Origin of the sequence: Gracilibacillus boraciitolerans JCM 21714, from assembly GCF_000521485.1 — a bacterium.
Lineage (GTDB): Bacteria > Bacillota > Bacilli > Bacillales > Amphibacillaceae > Gracilibacillus > Gracilibacillus boraciitolerans.
The window spans coordinates 20405-38915 of the sequence record NZ_BAVS01000008.1 but is presented as its reverse complement, the minus strand read 5'-3'; the positions used below and the strand labels follow the sequence as shown (position 1 = coordinate 38915).

13 protein-coding genes, 3 pseudogenes and 1 other annotated feature are annotated in these 18511 nt (G+C 35.8%); of the genes and pseudogenes, 5 read left to right on the top strand and 11 right to left on the bottom strand.

All coding sequences use genetic code 11. The features are described 5' to 3' along the window. Positions 1-21 precede the first annotated feature (21 nt). Positions 22-230: a binding site (T-box leader), on the bottom strand. 126 nt (positions 231-356) lie between these two features. From JCM21714_RS07230 to JCM21714_RS07215, 4 genes and pseudogenes are all read left to right on the top strand, one after another. Then, positions 357-3359: a transglycosylase domain-containing protein gene (locus JCM21714_RS07230; RefSeq protein WP_035722976.1), complete on the top strand. Its 3003-nt coding sequence runs from the start codon at positions 357-359 to the stop codon at positions 3357-3359. 126 nt (positions 3360-3485) lie between these two features. Beyond that, positions 3486-4107 (top strand): annotated as a pseudogene (locus JCM21714_RS07225) (GNAT family N-acetyltransferase). 14 nt (positions 4108-4121) lie between these two features. Next, entirely contained in the window at positions 4122-4781 is a 660-nt protein-coding gene (locus JCM21714_RS07220; protein WP_035722974.1) for a CBS and ACT domain-containing protein, read from the top strand. Beyond that, positions 4771-5832, top strand: coding sequence for an acetoin utilization protein AcuC (locus tag JCM21714_RS07215; protein WP_369403499.1), 1062 nt, complete (start codon positions 4771-4773; stop codon positions 5830-5832). The genes JCM21714_RS07220 and JCM21714_RS07215 overlap by 11 nt, the downstream gene beginning before the upstream one ends. 170 nt (positions 5833-6002) lie before the next feature. On the opposite strand, the gene JCM21714_RS07210 is transcribed toward JCM21714_RS07215, so the two are convergent. The 7 genes and pseudogenes from JCM21714_RS07210 to JCM21714_RS07185 all read right to left on the bottom strand — a co-directional run bounded on the left by JCM21714_RS07210 (position 6003) and on the right by JCM21714_RS07185 (position 12995). Then, positions 6003-7118, bottom strand: coding sequence for a glycosyltransferase family 2 protein (locus JCM21714_RS07210; protein ID WP_035722972.1), 1116 nt, complete (start codon positions 7116-7118; stop codon positions 6003-6005). Between the two features lie 16 nt (positions 7119-7134). Beyond that, the gene (locus JCM21714_RS07205; protein WP_035722970.1) at positions 7135-8661 is read right to left on the bottom strand and encodes a phytoene desaturase family protein; all 1527 of its coding nucleotides are present in this window, start codon (positions 8659-8661) and stop codon (positions 7135-7137) included. Between the two features lie 53 nt (positions 8662-8714). After that, entirely contained in the window at positions 8715-9188 is a 474-nt protein-coding gene (locus tag JCM21714_RS07200; protein ID WP_235182675.1) for a glycosyl-4,4'-diaponeurosporenoate acyltransferase CrtO family protein, read from the bottom strand. A 54-nt stretch (positions 9189-9242) separates the two neighbouring features. Next, positions 9243-10430: an aldehyde dehydrogenase family protein gene (locus JCM21714_RS07195; RefSeq protein ID WP_235182679.1), complete on the bottom strand. Its 1188-nt coding sequence runs from the start codon at positions 10428-10430 to the stop codon at positions 9243-9245. Continuing rightward, positions 10418-10654 carry a hypothetical protein gene (locus tag JCM21714_RS21100; RefSeq protein ID WP_235182674.1) on the bottom strand — a complete coding sequence of 79 codons (237 nt, stop codon included), beginning with the start codon at positions 10652-10654 and terminating at the stop codon, positions 10418-10420. The genes JCM21714_RS07195 and JCM21714_RS21100 overlap by 13 nt, the downstream gene beginning before the upstream one ends. After that, positions 10641-12140 (bottom strand): annotated as a pseudogene (locus tag JCM21714_RS07190) (phytoene desaturase family protein). Before JCM21714_RS07190 ends, JCM21714_RS21100 begins: the two are co-directional and overlap by 14 nt. Before the next feature lie 6 nt (positions 12141-12146). Then, a complete protein-coding gene (locus JCM21714_RS07185; protein ID WP_235182673.1) occupies positions 12147-12995 on the bottom strand; it encodes a phytoene/squalene synthase family protein in 849 nt (282 codons plus the stop codon). Positions 12996-13239: 244 nt separating this feature from the next. Here JCM21714_RS07185 and JCM21714_RS07180 point away from each other — a divergent pair, with 244 nt between their 5' ends. Then, positions 13240-13878 carry a TetR/AcrR family transcriptional regulator gene (locus JCM21714_RS07180; protein ID WP_035722963.1) on the top strand — a complete coding sequence of 213 codons (639 nt, stop codon included), beginning with the start codon at positions 13240-13242 and terminating at the stop codon, positions 13876-13878. A gap of 176 nt (positions 13879-14054) precedes the next feature. Here the strand turns inward: JCM21714_RS07180 and motS are convergent, their stop codons facing one another. The 4 genes and pseudogenes from motS to JCM21714_RS07160 form a co-directional block, all read right to left on the bottom strand. Then, entirely contained in the window at positions 14055-14855 is an 801-nt protein-coding gene (gene motS / locus JCM21714_RS07175) for a flagellar motor protein MotS (RefSeq protein WP_035722961.1), read from the bottom strand. Beyond that, a complete protein-coding gene (motP, locus tag JCM21714_RS07170; protein ID WP_035722959.1) occupies positions 14845-15669 on the bottom strand; it encodes a flagellar motor protein MotP in 825 nt (274 codons plus the stop codon). The genes motS and motP overlap by 11 nt, the downstream gene beginning before the upstream one ends. An 87-nt stretch (positions 15670-15756) precedes the next feature. Continuing rightward, complete coding sequence (gene ccpA, locus JCM21714_RS07165) at positions 15757-16755, bottom strand: catabolite control protein A (protein WP_035722957.1); 999 nt, start codon at positions 16753-16755, stop codon at positions 15757-15759. Between the two features lie 575 nt (positions 16756-17330). Further along, a pseudogene (locus JCM21714_RS07160) lies at positions 17331-18396 on the bottom strand (bifunctional 3-deoxy-7-phosphoheptulonate synthase/chorismate mutase). Positions 18397-18511: the final 115 nt, after the last annotated feature.

Below are 18511 nucleotides of genomic sequence, written 5' to 3'. Positions count from 1 at the left end.
AAAAAAACTCCTCCCATATAAAAAAGGGACGAGATAATCGCGGTACCACCCTTGTTGCAATAAGAAAAATTGCCACTTAAGGAAATAACGATGTAACCACACCGTCTTCATTATTCATGAAGAAGCTCCTGACCGTAATTCGTCATAAGACTTTTTGCCAGCTTACACCAACCGCTAGCTCTCTTTAAAAAGGGAATCTTATCACTACTCCAATCAATCATAGCTATATAAATGTTTAATTGTTATATCATTATTAGCATATTCGTAATGAAAATGCAATATTTTTTAAAAAATTTAACACAATTTCATTTAACGATTATGCTATAATATATATTGGAATAATGGGAGGTAGGAAAATGAATTTTAAAGATTTTTTTCATAAAACATGGCAATCTATGAAAGAAATTTGGCATAAGAAAATAATTCAACGCTCCACCAGAATAAGCTATCATATATTATGGAACATTATTTTGTTTTTCCTTACTGTTGGTATTGTTGGAGGATTTTTCGTTGCTGGACTTGGTGCCGGGTATTTCGCATCGCTGGTGAACGATGAAGAAATTCAAACAGAAGAGCAAATGGCAAGTGCTATCTACAATTACGAAGAAACGTCAGAACTGTATTTTGCCGATAATGTTTTTTTATCAGAAGTAAGCACAGATTTATTAAGAGAAGAAGTTTCGTTAGACAAAGTAAGCGAACATGTTCGAAATGCTGTAATTGCAACAGAAGATCAATACTTTAATACACACAAGGGTATTGTTCCTAAAGCGATTATGCGTGCTATTTTTCAAGAGGTAACTAACTCGGCAACGCAATCAGGTGGTAGTACCCTAACCCAGCAAGTTATCAAAAATCAAATATTAACAAACGAAGTATCATTTGAACGTAAAGCAAAAGAAATGCTGTTAGCAATGCGATTAGAACAATTTTTTAAAAAGGATGAAATTCTAGAAGTCTATCTAAATATTGTATCATTTGGAAGAAATTCATCTGGGCAAAACATTGCAGGTGTAGAGACGGCTGCAGAAGGTATATTTGGTGTAAGTGCGGAAGAATTAAATTTAGCTCAATCTGCATTTATTGCAGGATTACCACAAAGTCCCTCCTATTACACACCTTTTGTTAATGGCGGTGGTGTGAAGGATCAAGCAGGACTTGAACCAGGCTTAAACCGAATGAAAACCGTACTGAGCAGAATGTTAGAAGCTCAATATATAACGGAAGCTCAATATCAGGAAGCACTCAATTATGATATTGTCGCTGATTTTAAACCTGCAGAGGAATCTATTTTGGAACAATACCCTTACTTAATGGAAGAATTAAAGGACAGATCCATTGATATTTTAGTGGAAGTTTTGGCAGAACAAGATGGATATACGGCAGAAGATCTTGCATCAAGTGATATTTTAAAAGAAGAATACAGAATTCGCGCAAATCGCGAAATCGGAAGCAATGGGTATAAAATTCATTCTACAATAGATAAAGAAATCTATGACGTCTTTCAAAAAATCGCTAAAGAATATAATAACTATGGTCGTGATAAATTAGCTCGGAATGAAAATGATAAAAATAAAAAACCAATCATGATTGAAGATCCCGAAACGGGTGAAATGGTTCAATTAGGAGATCAGCCAGTTCAAGTGGGATCAGTATTAGTTGAAAATAAAACTGGTAAAATTTTGAGTTTTGTAGGTGGACGGGACTTTGAAATATCTCAAAAGAATCACGCAACAGAAGTAAGACGTCAAAATGGTAGTACAATGAAGCCACTTGCAGGATATGGACCAGCAATGGAAATGGGTGAAGTTCAGCCGGGCAGTGTTATTGCAGATGTGGAAAAAACATATGCTGAAGGGTATTCTCCTGGAAATTTCTCATTGAGATTTTATGGTTTGACACCCGTTCGAGAAGCACTATATAGATCGCACAATGCAACAGCTGTTTCTGTATTTACTAAAATAAATGGGCCACATATTGTAACAGATTATTTATCGAAAATGGGATTTAGTGCTATTACAGAACAAGAAGGCGCTTATGATTCTCTAGTATTAGGAAGTCCAACAAATGGTATAACAATAGAAGAAAATACAAATGCATATGTTACTTTCGGTAATATGGGTAATTTTGTAGACGGATATATGATTGAAAAAATCGAAACAAAAGATGGCGAAGTTATCTATCAGCATGAAAGTAAAGAAGTTGAGGTATTCAGTCCACAAACAAGTTATTTAATGATCGATATGTTACGTGATGTATTATCACGAGGTACTGGTACAGCAGCTAAATCTAACCTTTCAAATCAAAGTGTGGATTGGGCTGGCAAAACAGGTACAACCAACGATTTCCGCGACACGTGGTTTGTAGCAACGAATCCGAATGTCACGTTAGGCAGTTGGATGGGATATGATTACAATCAACAATTAGATAAAGGCTACAACAATCGTAATAATATATTTTGGGCAAAGTTAGTTAATGCAGCTACAGAGATACGTCCAGAATTAATGGCACCTACAAAACGATTTGAAAGCCCAGGTGGAATTGTTTCAAGATCTTTTTGCGCTACGTCTGGTCTATTACCATCAGATTTATGTAGTGAAGTTGGTTTAGTTCAATCCGATATCTACAATGCCAACTTTGTACCGACTAAGCAAGACTATAGTTTAATTAAAGAATCCTATGCAACTATAAGAGGTGAAGTAGTCTTAGCAGGAGAAAACACTCCAGAAGAATTCACTGACGGAAACGGTGTTAGTTTTAACCCAGAATGGTTAAGAGATATGGGATATACCAAGTTAGCTAATATAAAACAGCTAACAGCAGGTAAATCAGGCACATGGCAAAACATCAAATATCCTAGTGAAGAAGAAGTAAGCGATGATGGTAAAGCGCCAAGTGCTCCTACGTCATTACAAATTAATAACCAACGATTAAATTGGAATCATTCCAGCAGTAATGATGTTGTTGGCTATCGAATTTATCGTGCAAGTAATCCAGACGATAAAAATTTCCAACGAATCGGCTCAACATCAGATACCTCCTTTACAGTTCCAAGTAGTAAAGCAGTGTATCTAGTTAGAGCAGTTGATTATTTTGGACAAGAATCAGCCGAATCGAAATCAGTGATTAAAGGAGACTTCTCTGAACCAGTGCCTAAACCAGAACCTAAGCCAGAAAAACAAGAACAAAAAAAAGACAAACAAAAAACAGAAAAAGAGCAAAAACCAAAACCTAAACCAGAAGAAAGTGATAGTGATGAAAATACAGATAGTGAAGACGAAGAAAATGACAACACTACAAGTAATGAAGACAATGAATCCAGCACAAACAATAAAGAAAAAAATAAAAAAACAGAATGAAAGATTAATATGGTAAATGAAAACACTTTAATCTTTAAAGATTAGAGTGTTTATTTTTTTCTGTTGACTCCTCTACTTATAAGTTATACTGTAAGTATAACTAGGTTACAGGTGGTGATAGAACTTTTGAAACACATAAAGATTTATCAGTCCGAAACTATTAACACAGAGAATGTAAAAATAATCACAGAAGGACCTGTTTTTGCTAAGAAGCTCACATTTCTAACTATGAATAATCAACTTACTGCATTTCGCCCACCTGAAGAACAGTTGAACGCTTTAGTAGAGATCTCAGAATTGCCTGAAGGTAGAATTTATATTGCAACTGTAGATCAGGAAATTATCGGATATGTGACCTATCTTCGTCCTGATCCAATTGAACGCTGGTCACAGTATCCTGATGATAATATATTAGAATTAGGTGCGATTGAGATTGCTCCAGCTTATCGTGGAAATAAGTTAGCATCACTATTAATTGGGCTTTCCATGAGAGATGTAAATATGGAAGATTATATCATTATTTCAACGGAATATTATTGGCACTGGGACTTAAATTATACTAAACTAAGCGTCTGGGATTATCGCAAAATTATGGAAAAAATGATGAAAGCCGGAAACCTATATCCTGCCCCCCACCAACGAACCTGAAATAATAGCACACCCTGCCAATTGCTTAATGGTTCGTATCGGGAAAAATGTTGATCAAAAGCAACAAGAAATTTTTGATAAACTCCGCTTTTCATCTTAAAAGGAGGGCAAACTATGCTGGTAAAAGATATTATGAAAACTGATGTCATCACATTGACCGCTAATGCAACCGTAGAAGAGGCTCTACATTTATTACAAAAAAATCATATTCGTCATATCCCTATTATTAACGAGAGTAATCACGTCATTGGTATTATCTCAGATCGAGATGTACGAGATGCCAGTCCTTCTTTTTTAGAAGAGCACAACAACAGGGGGGGAATTTTAACAAGAACTATTAAAGAAATAATGTCAACTCCTGTAGTAACTACACATCCTTATGAGTTTTTTGAAGAAGTAGCATCTATCTTTTACCAAAAGGAATTTGCTTGTTTACCAGTTGTTAGAGATAAACAACTAGTCGGAATAGTGACAGAAAAAGATATGTTATATGCGTTTATTCAATTAACCGGTACGCATTCACCTAGTACACAGTTAGAGATTAAAGTACCAGATCAAATAGGGGGGGTCTTATCCGATGTATGTCAATATTTCACAAAGCGAAATATTAAAATTGTATCCGTTTACAGTTATCCTGACCCCCCCAAAGATGTAGTATATAAAATACTAGTCTTTCGTATTCAAACAATGAATCCTATGCCAGTCGTAAAGGATTTTCAGAACACTGACTATCAAATTCTTTATCCGTATTGGGAGGATAACCATGAATTCTAAGCAAACAGCTTTTATTTACACCGAAGAATTTTTGCACTATTCCTTTCATGAAGAGCATCCATTTAACCAAAATCGATTACTGCTAACAAAGGACTTGTTAGAAATGAGTGGTGCACTTTGTCAAGACCAGATAATAGAACCGCAATTAATTGATGAAAAGTGGCTTTATGCAGTTCATTCCAATGATTATGTGGAAGCAGTCAAGCAAGCTAGTAATGGTCAGGAAATTGATCAACACAAATATGGAATTGGCACCCATGATACCCCTGGCTTCAAGCATATGTATGAAGCATCTCTCATAACAGCTAGTGGCTCTTTGGAGGCCTGTTATCAAGTATTGTCGGGTAAAGTAAAGCATGCACTAAATATAGCTGGTGGTTTACATCATGGCTTTCCTACACGTGCGTCAGGATTCTGTATCTTCAATGATATTGCCATTGCCATTCAATATATTAGAAAAAACTATAATTTAAAAGTATTATATATTGACACAGATGCTCATCATGGGGGGGATGGTGTTCAGCAATGTTTTTATGATGATCCAAATGTCTGTACGGTATCATTTCATGAGACTGGCCGATACCTATATCCTGGAACAGGTAAAATAAGTGAACGTGGAATAAAAGGCGGATTTGGTTACTGTTTTAATTTTCCCTTAGATGCATTTACGGAAGATCAATCTTATTTAGAAGTATTTAAGGAGTCAATTGAATCTATCACAGAATACTTTAAACCAGATATCATTATAAGCCAACACGGTGTTGATACACATGCTTTAGATCCACTCACCCACTTACATTGTACCTTACATATTTTTGAGGAAATCCCTAAAATCATTAATAAACTCGCACATAAATACTGTGATGGAAAATGGGTTGCACTTGGTGGTGGCGGATATGATATCTGGAGAGTGGTTCCGAGAGCATGGGCGCAATTATGGAGAGTAATGAATGACGATCAGATATTTGAAGGGAAAATTAATTTAGATTGGTTAGATAAATGGAATAAATTAGCACCGTTTCCTCTCCCCCTCAGAATGGCAAGACTCTGATAATTTATATAAAAACATTCCGAGAAGAGAAGAAATCAGTCTAAATAATCAAAAAATGTATAAACAGGTATTGAAATTCATCGAAAACACAAAAAAATAAGAAACCATTTCGATTTTGTTAATTATTAAAGAGAGTTAGGGTGCAATTCGTGATAGTAAGAGCCTTTTCTCTAAACATCAATGTTGCGACCTCTCCATTTCACAGAATGCAAAATATTCACTCTAAATAAGGAGTACCCATATATTGCTGCGAAAAACAAAAATAAAATAGGATAAAAAATAAAAATCATCCACTGAAAGTTTCCACACCGGCGGGCAAACCATGCCGTTTGCACTGCATAAAGGAAGTATAAAAGACCACTCAAGATCATAGTGACAGGGTCTGCTGAAGTGAAAAAGGACAGCAACATTCCTGCACTGATAAAACTCCCGGAAATCCAAATAATGGTCAGCAACATGACGATCGGATGTGTAGACTTTGAAGCGATGGCAAAACTTTTACACCAACCTTCCACAAGGCTTTTAAATCCTTCCGAATACATACGAAAGGATATGATGCCCTTCCCTCCTAGACAATATACCGGAAGATCTTTGTTAAGGAATGCTTGTCCAAGGGCCAGGTCATCCATAATGGCTCCCTGGATTTTTTTATGTCCGCCTGAAAGAAAATAATCGTCTCTGTTACATAAAATACAGGGACCAAACGAACCTGCCGTTTGAAATCGACGTCCCCAAATTGTAAATATGTTCATTCCGACAATCACAATCGTGTTGAAAACAGCAGAAAGATTCTCATACATTTTATGAACCGTATGATAGGGTTGTAGCGAAAGGATCCCCTTTGCGCCTTTTTGTTGATAGGAAAGTAATAAATTTCTCAAGCTGTTAGCATCGGTGAAACAGGTATCTGCATCCAGAAATAATAACCATTTTCCTTTTGCATGCAAAGCGCCACTCCAACAGGCCATTGACTTTCCAGATTCCCGATCTTTCCCTTGTTTTTGTATAACCTTTGCACCATGAGCCTTAGCGACAGTTACAGTATTATCAAATGACTGATCGTCAATAACCAGGACTTCAAATGATTGAAAGTCTTGCTCTTGCAACGAATGCAATAACGGGGGGGTAATCCGGTTCTCTTCATTTCTGGCAGGAATAATGATGGACAGAAACGGCAGATTTGCATGCTTATCTGCCTTCGGAACTGGCAAGGACCAAAACATGAGGATTCCGACTATGATTGCTAAAAAACCGATCACAAGATTTATGATATCTGAAACATCCATTTAATATACCTCCTGTTTATTTCCTCGAATAATCATATAATATTCCTTGATCATCATGCATTAGTTCTTGTGCAGCTATTTTAGCTGATAAGAGTACAATGGGAACACCAGCACCTGGATGGGTACTGCTTCCGGTAAAGTATAAATTGCTACAATTTTTTGCTTTGCTTTGTGGTCGCAAATGGTTGCTTTGAGACAATATCGGCTGTAATCCAAAAGTTGCTCCATTATAAGCATTGAATTTTGACTCGAAGTCTAGTGGTGTAAAGCATGTTTCCGAAACAATTTCTTCTTTTATGTTTTCAAAGCCGCGGATTTTTTTTAGTGAATCTAATATGTAGCTGCGATAATAATCAATGGTTTCTTTGTTCCATTCATACTCTGCTGTAGCTATATTTGAGACCGGCATCAAAATATACAAGCCATCTTTTCCTTCAGGTGCAAGTGAAGGATCTAATTTTGAAGCAATATATACATAAAAGGAGGCATTCGTCAGTTTATTTCCGGCAAAAATATCATGTAAATTTTCATTGAGATTTTCACTGAAAACAAAATTATGTACATGTTCGATTTCTTCATATTTCTTATCCATCCCTAAATATAGTAAAAAGCAAGAACAAGAATATTTCATACTGTCTATTTTTTTATCTGTATATTTCCCTTTGGCAACAGGATGATGAATCAGATTCTTCATGGCATAAGGGAAGTCTGCATTACAAACCACAAAGTCCGAAGAAATTTTTTGATCGTCTACCACAATACCTGTTGCTCTATCATTTTCAATACATATTTCCTTCACATTCTTGCTATAGTGAATTTCCCCACCAAGTTCTCGGAAAAGTTTTTCCATAGACGTTGCCATCGTATACATTCCGCCTTTAATAAACCAGACACCATATAAAAATTGAATCATTGGAATCATGGTATAAAAAGATGGGCTATTCATAGGCGAAATACCTATATACAGAGTTTGAAAGCTGATGAGCTGCTTTAACCGTTCATCTTTAATATATTTCCCAACAAAATGGTCCGCCGTATCAAATGTTTTTAATTTCAAAGCCTTTCTTAACATTGGCAGATTATAAAAATCTCTTTGTTTTCGGAATGGTCGTTGGAGAATGTCATGCTTGGCAATTATAAAACGCTTATATATATCCTGCAAATAATGAAAAAATCCTTCTACGTCTGATTCATTGATTGACTCAATTGTCTTTGTCATTTCTGTAAGGTCAGAAGAAATATCAAAAGGATCATCAGGTCGATCATTATAGTAAGCTCGATACATTGGATCGACTTTTTGCATCGGTATATAATCATCCGGATTGCGTCCACATAGTTCAAATATTTCTCTATATATTTCAGGCATCATGACGATTGTAGGTCCTAAATCAAATTTGTAGCCATTCATTTCAATCCGGTTCATTTTCCCACCTGGTGTAGATTCCTTCTCATATAATGACACCTGATATCCAGCATGTTGAAGTCTAATCGCACTGGCAAGACCGGCAACACCCGCCCCCACCACAATAATCTTCTTTTTCATAGGCAGTTCCCCCCCATTTCGTTATATTGCTTTCATTAGTTGTTTTCGTATGTTCAAGAGATGATAGACTGAATACGTCCGCGATTGTAACGCTGAACAATGATGATCGGCAGGTTAAATAGAAGTGCATAAAGGATCATTACCCAACCGGCCCACAGCGGATTCCATAAGAAAAATAACGGAGCAGGAAGGATTGAGAGCCAATGTGTCAACTCTGCACGTTTTGTTTCTGTAGCGAATATTTTTAAATCATCTATTTTGCTTCCATGTAATGACTTTTTACCGTAACCTTTCTTTAAAAAAATCGTACCATCTATAATTGACGACTTCCATTTCTTTACTTTAAACCATTTTTGCCATAATTGTCCTGACCGTTCCCAACGAAATATCTTAAACCAGTACGTATCTTTAAGAAAAAATTCCAAAGGTAGCCGTAAACAAAGTACAGAAATAAATAGATGAAAAAAAGCCCATGCGAATATATCAATTATAATAATCCAAATGACTGGCAACGAAATGACTGGCACAATCATCCTCCTCAAAACATCATTAAATTTTTATATTTACTCTTTCCCAGGGAACTACCGTTTATATAAACCATTTTCGAACTTCTTAACAACGTTCATATCTTTATCCGAATAAGGTGGATATTTATCCGGAACATGCAAATAATGAAAGGCTCTGTAATTCGTCCTATTATAGCTACATGCTTTAAAACCTGCTTTGCCATGATAACTGCTATGACCACTTGCCCCCCCAATACCGCCAAAAGCGACATGAGGATTTGCGGCATGATGGATCACCTGATTAACACTTACACATGTCGATCGCATATGTTGCTTATAGATTTGGATATTGCTTTTGTTGGTACTAAACATATATGCTGTCAACGCATCACGTTGAATCTCATTCTCTGACAATAAGGATTGTAAATCTGTATAAGGAATAACAGGAAGTAACGGACCAAATATCTCTTCACGCATAATGGAACTCCCTTGTTCTATATCTGTAATCACTGTCGGAGCAATAAAAAGGGTGTCCTCATCATACTCACCACCATACCAAATATCACCCTGCTTCATAAAATCAATTAGTTTTTGAAAATGAGATCGATGGCAAATCCTTGCATAGTCATCACTATCTGCAGGATGGGCTCCGTAAAAAGCTAATAGAGACTTGGATATTTCGGACAGTACCTTTTCATAAATGGTGACGTGTACAAAGAGAGAGTCGGGCGCAATACAGGTTTGTCCTGCATTAAGAAATTTACCCCCCCAAACGATTTCCTGTATGGCAGCTGTTGAAAAACCTGTTTCATCCATGATACAAGGATTTTTTCCTCCAAGCTCCAAGATCACTGGGGGGGTAAGCTGCTGGGACACTTGCTGTAATACAGCCTTTCCTGTCTGCTGACTGCCTGTAAAGAAAATCAAATCAAATGGTAATATTGTCAGTCTTTTAGACATTTGTGCGTCTCCCGTCACGACAACAAGCTGATCGGACGAAAACGTTTGGTTGACGACTTTTTCCAGCAATTCACTTGTTGCCGGTGTATATTCTGATGGTTTGATAACACAACAATTTCCAGCGGCAATCGCACTAATCGCCGGCATAAGGGAAAGCTGGAGAGGATAATTCCATGGACTGATAATCAATACACTGCCATAAGGATTACTTGTTCTTTCTATGACCTCCACGTATCCGAACTTAACATAATAGGAGTGATTAGGCTTGCTCCATTTCTCCATATGTTTGCTTACATAATCGATTTCATTAAGTAGAAGCGCAATCTCAAATGAAAAGGTTTCAAATGGTGCTTTGCCATATCTGATTTCAAGGCCATGATAAAAGCTTCTTCATGATCCAAAAGCATTGATTTAAGTCGCAATAGTAAGCTTTTTCGGGTTGCTAATGAAAGACCAGTGCTGTTCGACATATTCTTTTGTTGCCTTTCCAATAACTCTTTCAGAACAAAAGTATCATTGTTGTTCATTGCCTGTGTCCCGCTTTACTATTTTATCTCTTACCTGCTGACCACTTAAGGTAACCATTGGCATCCCACCACCAGGGTTGACCGTTCCGCCAACAAAATAAAGATTGTCATAGCGCTCACTATGTTTTGGATGCTTAAATCCTTTGTTTTGCTTCCGATCGGATAAGGTACCGTAAATAGCACCACGATCAGAACCATAGACACGTTCAAGATCCTCAGGTGTCCAGACATTTCTTGTTACTATATTTTCCCGTAAATGATCGAGACCCATCTTCTCCAATTTAACAAGGACTTTCTCTGCAAAACGATCATAGTCTTTCTGCGTATAGTTGATCCTGAATATATGGAATGTGCGGAAGAACTTTTAAATTTTCGTATCCTTTAGGGGCTTGTGCCGGATCTGTTTTATTCACGTTAACCAGATAAATAACAGGATCATCTGGCAATTGATGATGATGAAAGATTTTATTCATCTGCTTTTTCAAATTTTTCGCAAAGAAAAATTATGATGAGCAAGTTGTGGATAACTGCCTTTCACACCCAAATGCATGACCAAACCAGAACTGGCTGGTTCAAATTTATCTTTTAATTTTTTGACATAATGTTGATCTTCATCAAGCAACTGCTCATATAAAGGAATGACCTCCATATTTGAAATGTAATAATCTGCTTTCAGTTCTCTTCCATCTTCCAGTAATGCACCAATAATTTTGCCATGCTTTTTGTGCAGTTGAACAATTTTCTTTCCTGTATAAAACTTTACACCCACTTCTTCTGCTAGCTTCACCAGACCTTCACCAAGCAAATGCATTCCACCAGGGACATACCACACACCCTGACTATGCTGCATGTAAATCATCATATTTAACACTGCAGGTGCATCATATGGAGAGGAGCCAACATATTTAATAAAATAAGAAAGCATGTCCTGAAATGACTTATTACTGATTCGTTTATCTATCGCCTGATGTACCGTTGAAAACAGATCAAAATTTTTAAGAGCTCCAATCATTCCAGTATATTTCATAATTTCTTTCGTGTTATCCACGCCATGCTGAAAGTAAATATTTTCTGTCATTTCATATAGGTTTTTAGAATATTTTAATAGTCTCTGATATTGTCGCATATCCCTTTTATTTAAACTTGAATTCTTTTCCAACATGTCATCTAAATTTTGATACAGATCAATCCGTTTGCCATCTGGAAAAAAGGACCGCCATTGATGTTCCAGCTTCACCATTGGAACATAGTCTTTCATCTTTTTTCCACTGGCTCTAAACAACCTTTCAAAAATTTCAGGCATTGTCAGAATCGATGGTCCCAGATCAAAACCAAAACCATCTTGCTCCAACCGATTCAGTTTGCCACCGATGTGATTGTTTTTTTCATATAAAGAAACTTCATAGCCACTCTGCGCCAGAGAAATAGCAGCAGACAGTCCTCCGAGACCTCCACCAATAATCAATACACTTTTTCTTTTCGACAATTTACATCATGTCCTTTCAATTTCCAAAATTCGTTCCACAGTCACATAGTTTCTTTTTGATAAGCAGTCATAATCATTACCTCTTACTGCATCTAGTATGGCTTTGTAAACCTGAACAGAAAGGTAGACAGATCGTTGACTGTCCTTATCAAACTGATCAATGTCAAGTAAAAATCTATGATATAAAGATTCAGCATATCCAGCAAGTTTTTCCCATATGTTGATAAAATTCTGATTAATGATTCCATTTCGTAAATCATCGTATGTATATTTATAACAAGATAAATAATCTGCAGGCAAATAAATTCGTCCCTTATCATAAAAATCCTCTCCAACATCGCGTAAAATATTGGTTATTTGCATTGCAGTTCCAAGTTCAACCGATGAAGACTGTAACACATTAGAATTTTTTGAGGCTATTACAGGCAGAAGCATTAAGCCTACAGAACCAGCCACATAATAACAGTATCTTTCTAATTCATGCATAGTTTTTAAAGTAACAAAATTCACATCCATGGATTGTCCCCCCCATAATTGATCATAAAACGGTTGAATATCCATATTATATGTATGAAACACATGTCTGAGGGCTCGCCATAATGGCTGATCCAACTCTTCATGATTTCTGAATAAATCAAGTTCACTCTTTAATTGATTCAATGCTTTAATTTTATTTTGCACGGAATAATTTCCATCAGTGATATCATCTGATTTCCTGCAAAAAGCATAGATCGCATAAACAGCATTCGCTTTTTCAGTAGGCAGTTTTGAAAAAGCATAATAAAAACTTTTGGAATGCTTTTTTATGATCATCTCACAATAATAAAAGTCCTCTTCTCTTTGCATTGCGTTCATAACGACCTCTCCCAAATAATTGATATTCATCTAAAGTTCCTTTTTCAATATTCTTCGTAATCATTAGGTGAAATATGCTTCTGTAGAATAAGAAACATTTTATTAATTATACTATACAGTAAAAATAATATTTGTACAACTCAATTTAATTCCTATCTATGGAACTCCGCATATCAACAAATATTAAAGATAAAGAAAATATATGGTATACTTAAGTGGAATTTAGAAATAGGAGCGTATAACTATGAACAAGCAACATCGGCGCCCACCAGGACGACCACGAGCCAACGAACAATCACAATCAACTCGTTATCTTATTTTAAAAACAGCTGCGCGACTTTTCTTAGACCACGGCTATCCAATGGTTTCAATAGATGATATCGCAAATGCTTGTCAAGTAACAAAAGCAACGGTTTATTATTATTTTTCCAGTAAAGCTGAATTGTTTACGGAGACAATGATTCAGTTAATGAACCGAATCAATGACCGCATTCAATTGATTTTATCCGAGGACTTGCCCTTGTATGATCGTTTAATAAAGGTCACAGAGGCACATTTAAAAGCAACCTATCATATAGATCTAGACAAAAGCTTTATGCAGGGGGGGACAAAAGACACTCTTTCGGATGAACAAATAAAAAAAATGCAAGAAGCTGAAGAATGTATGCGCAAAGGGATTGAGAAAGTCTTTACAGACTCCATGAAGCAAAAGGAAATTGCAGAGGTCAATCCGCTTTTTTCCACTCATGTTTACCTATCTCTTTTACAAGTCGGAAATGTTAGAGATAAGAATAATACACCGATTTTCCCGTCTGTTAAAGAAACTGCCGAACACATCGTTCAATTACTTTGGAAGGGATTGTTTCAAATTAGTAAGAAATAAAACGTCTATATCAAAAAATAACCCGCTTCTGGTCAATGGATAACTACCAGAAGGGGTTTTTATAATGTCTACTTTTCCATTTGTCACAAAAACTGCGGAAAATGTATAACTTTTTCATGAAATGCTAAAAACGGATTCAGTTTTTTTACAATAACTTCCTAGCTTTTTTGTACATCCTACTCTGAATCTAAAATGACAATTTCTACTCGTCGGTTTGCACTCCAGCCTTCAGATGTATTATTAGATTCTACCGGTCTTGTATCACCATAACCCGCTGAAATGAAACGAGATTCATTGAAACTGTTAGTAGTTAATATATAGCGAATGACACTACTCGCTCTAGCCCCAGACAACTCCCAGTTTGATGGGAAACGAATACTAGCTATCGGCCGATTATCTGTATGCCCCTCCACTCTTACTTCATTGGGTATATTAGATAATAAAGTGCTTACTTTGTCGAGAAAAGCTTTAGCAGGATCTAATACAGTGGCTTCACCTGTTTCGAATAAAACACTTTCCTGTAAGATTAATACAACGCCTTGGTCTGTTCTCATAGCTGAGATTACTTGATTTAAATCATTCTCATTTAAAAATTTTTCTATCTCTGCAAGCAATTCATCTAATTCATCCCGTTCTGGAGTTTTAGTTACGGTTTCAAGACTTTCTTCAGACTGAATATTATCTTCCTTTTCATCATTTGCTTGTGATGTATCTCCTTGTTTATCATCATTCTCTTCTTCCTTTAACACTTCTGTATTCTCTGTTGGATTTTCTTCCTCTATGATAGACGGCATTGCTTCAAAAATTGTCTCACTTCGAAACGCTTCTGCAAGGGCACGGAACTTCTCTGCATCAATTTGTGACATTGAAAATAGTAATATAAAGAATACAAGTATTAACGTGATCATATCCGAATAAGTAACCATCCATTTTGGGGGGGCACCTTTATCTGCTGGACGTGTATTCCTACGCTTCATTAAAGGATTCCTCCGTATAGTTTTCCTCTGCTGCTTCTGTTTTTTTACTTTTCATCTTTTCTGATAAGAAGGCGCTCAATTTCTCTTTTAGAATTCGTGGATTTTGGCCTGACTGCACCCCTATTACACCTTCGATTATAACCTGCTTCATAAATACTTCTTCACTTGTTTTCGTTTCTAATTTACCTGCCATTGGTATAAAAACTAAGTTTGCCAACACTGAACCATAAAATGTCGTTAATAATGCAACTGCCATACTAGGACCTAAAGTAGTTGGATCTTCTAAATTCTGCAACATTAAGATTAAGCCAATTAATGTACCAATCATTCCCCATGCAGGAGCATATTCACCCGCCTTTTCTATAATAAGACGTCCACGATAATGGCGATCTTCCATAGCATCGATCTCTGCGTTCATAATATCATTTATCACTTCTGGCTCGATTCCATCGATAGCAAGTAACACACCTTTTTTTATGTATGGATCATCGACGTCATCTAACTCATTTTCAAGCGCTAACAAGCCTTCACGTCTGGCACGTTCTGATAATCTTTCAAATAAATCTATTAGTTCTGATAAATCATGATCATTTTGCTTGAAGGTCTCTTGAATCACATATCTTGTAGTCTTTATTTGTTTTATATTAAAATTAACTAGCAGCGCTGCGATTAATCCTCCTAAAACAATTAAGACAGATGCTCCTTGAATGAATCCAACAAATCCTCCCATACCACCACTACTCACAATTCCAAACATAATCATTAAAAATCCAATTGTTATACCGATTGGAGTAAATAAATCTCTTTTTTTCATTTAATTTTCTCTCCCTAGTAAAAAACATGACTAAATTAATAAAACTAGAGTGAAGAAATCACTCTAGTTTTATTATCGGCATTTATTTTATTTTGTTGAGTTTCTTTCAACGATTTGATGAGGTAATATTACATTTTGTTCTTCGACTGTTTCTTTATTCATATATTTCGTTAACAAGCGCATCGCAACTGCCCCCCCAATATCATACATAGGTTGTACAACGGTAGTAAGAGTTGGTCGCACCATTGTTGCCAATCTTGTATTATCAAATCCAAAAACTTCTACTTCATCGGGCACTTTGATACCATTGTCTTGAAATCCATGGATGACACCTAAGGCCATTTCATCTGTAGCAACAAAGATAGCTTTTGGGTAATTTTTCATAGCTAAAATTTCTGTTACAGCATCTATTCCAGATTGATAAGAAGTTCCAGCTGTTATAATATATTCTTCCTGTACCTCTTTGTTATGTTCCTTAATAGCTTTTAGATAACCATCGTATTTCTTAGTATTAACGACTGATTCTTCCTGAGCGGTTATATAGATTGGATGTTTTGTTCCATTTCCAATTAACAATGAAGTTGCTTCATATGCTGCTTGTTCATAATCAATGTTAACAGATGGTATTGTTTCACTAGAGTCAATTGTTGCGGCTAAAGCTACGGGAACAGGTGAAGTTTTAAGTTGGTGAATATGATCTTCAGTAATTTCGGCCCCCATATAGATCAGACCATCGACTTGTTTTTCAAACATTGTATTGATTAATCGTAGCTCTTTTTCTTTGTTTTGGTCAGAATTACTCAAGATAATATTATATTTGTACATAGTAGCGATATCATCGATACCTCGAGCTAATTCCGAGAAAAAGATACTTGAAATATCTGGAATGATTACTCCTACTGTGGTAGTTTTTTTGCTTGCCAGACCTCGAGCGACTGCATTAGGACGATATCCTAATCTTTCAATTGTGTTTAGTACTTTTTTTCTAGTTGCCGGTTTTACATTTGGATTAGCATTTACTACACGGGATACCGTAGCCATGGAGACATTAGCTTCTCTTGCTACGTCATAAATTGTTACATTCATTATTTAAACCTCCAATATTCAATTACGGTGTATTTCTCTCATAATACGCTACAAAGAGCATTTCTGCAAAGATTCAACCATATCTACATTATTTATGTATATCATTCACATTATAACAAATTTTTCAATAAAATTAACAATAAAAACAATGATTTATGAAACATTTTGATAAATCAGAGATACAAATAGTCATATTATATTAAAAGTAATTCAAAAAGCCGTTCGATATGGTAAAGAACTTTTAGCATGCCTTGTGGAAAATATGTGATCATCGGATATTCTGCATTCAGTTCCAATTTTGTTAATGGTATGCATAATAAATAGTTATTTATATGCATTCAAGGTCAATCTTGCTGAACTTTTGCATAGTTTGCATCCTATTCTGTGCATTACCACTCGTTCTTAGGAGATTTTTGCATAAAATTACTTTCTGATTAGACGAGTGGATGCGCTTCACTGTATCTTCCTATTTTTCGTCGTATCATAAAGTTCTGCTTAATATCCATATTTGCCAAGGATTATATACTTTTCGTAATCAAAAAAACTCCTGCTGAACAGGAGTTTTTTTTTTTGAATTATTTATTTAATAATTCTTTCATAAAGTTATGGAAGGTTGGAATATCCATTTGCTGTGCTGCATCAGATAATGCTACCGCAGGATCTGGATGAACTTCAGCCATAACTCCATCTGCACCAATTGCTAGCGCCGCTCTTGCCGCAGGAAGTAATAAATCTCTTCTTCCTGTAGAGTGTGTCACATCAACCATTACTGGTAAATGTGTTTCCTGTTTTAGAATAGGAACCGCCGTAATATCCAGTGTGTTTCGAGTAGCTGTTTCATAGGTTCGGATACCACGTTCACATAAAATAATTTGTCCGTTACCTTTTGAATTAATATATTCAGCTGCATTGATAAAATCAGATATTGTAGCAGACATACCACGTTTTAATAAGACAGGCTTATTGGTTTCACCAGCTGCTTTCAATAATTCAAAGTTTTGCATGTTACGAGCACCAATTTGAATCACATCAATATAATTTATAGCTTCTTCAATATGAGCTGGATTAACGATTTCACTTACAATTGCTAAACCATATTCTTCGGAAACCTTTTTCAATATTTCAAGACCTTCAAATCCTAAACCTTGGAAATCATATGGTGAAGTTCTTGGTTTAAATGCCCCCACCTCTGATCACTTTAAATCCTTCTTTTTTGATAGCAGCTGCGACTTCGGCTACTTGTTCATAGCTTTCTACCGAACAAGGACCAAAGATAAAGTGTTGATTACCATCACCAAATTTAACACCATTTATATCAATCACTGTATCTTCAGGTTTTTTCTTGCGAGATACTAGTAATGCTTTACTATGGTCATCTTCTTGCAATTCCAAACCTGCTTTGAATATTTCTTTAAACAAATGAATGATTGTCGAATCTTCGAAAGGTCCGTTGTTATGTTGCTTAATAAGATTCAACATATCACGTTCACGAACTGGATCATAACTACGGTTCGCACCTTGCTTTTCTTTTACTTGACCTGTTTCTTTTACCAATTCCGCTCGCTTGTTAATTAACTCTAAAATTTCCAAGTTAACTTGGTCAAGCTTTTCACGAAGCTGATCCAATTGTTCATTACTCATTATTAATCCCCCCCTACTCCTATTTTAAATTCCATAAAAAATGTTATACTTTCTATATAATTAGGTAAATTATAGCTAAAATTTGTCGACTTGTCACCCATTACTCATATTATTT

Coding starts and splice junctions, on each gene's coding strand:
- JCM21714_RS07230 (WP_035722976.1), top strand. CDS start 357: ATGAATTTTAAAGATTTTTTTCATAAAACATGGCAATCTATGAAAGAA.
- JCM21714_RS07220 (WP_035722974.1), top strand. CDS start 4,122: ATGCTGGTAAAAGATATTATGAAAACTGATGTCATCACATTGACCGCT.
- JCM21714_RS07215 (WP_369403499.1), top strand. CDS start 4,771: ATGAATTCTAAGCAAACAGCTTTTATTTACACCGAAGAATTTTTGCAC.
- JCM21714_RS07210 (WP_035722972.1), bottom strand. CDS start 7,118: ATGGATGTTTCAGATATCATAAATCTTGTGATCGGTTTTTTAGCAATC.
- JCM21714_RS07205 (WP_035722970.1), bottom strand. CDS start 8,661: ATGAAAAAGAAGATTATTGTGGTGGGGGCGGGTGTTGCCGGTCTTGCC.
- JCM21714_RS21100 (WP_235182674.1), bottom strand. CDS start 10,654: ATGAACAACAATGATACTTTTGTTCTGAAAGAGTTATTGGAAAGGCAA.
- JCM21714_RS07185 (WP_235182673.1), bottom strand. CDS start 12,995: ATGAACGCAATGCAAAGAGAAGAGGACTTTTATTATTGTGAGATGATC.
- JCM21714_RS07180 (WP_035722963.1), top strand. CDS start 13,240: ATGAACAAGCAACATCGGCGCCCACCAGGACGACCACGAGCCAACGAA.
- motS (WP_035722961.1), bottom strand. CDS start 14,855: ATGAAGCGTAGGAATACACGTCCAGCAGATAAAGGTGCCCCCCCAAAA.
- motP (WP_035722959.1), bottom strand. CDS start 15,669: ATGAAAAAAAGAGATTTATTTACTCCAATCGGTATAACAATTGGATTT.
- ccpA (WP_035722957.1), bottom strand. CDS start 16,755: ATGAATGTAACAATTTATGACGTAGCAAGAGAAGCTAATGTCTCCATG.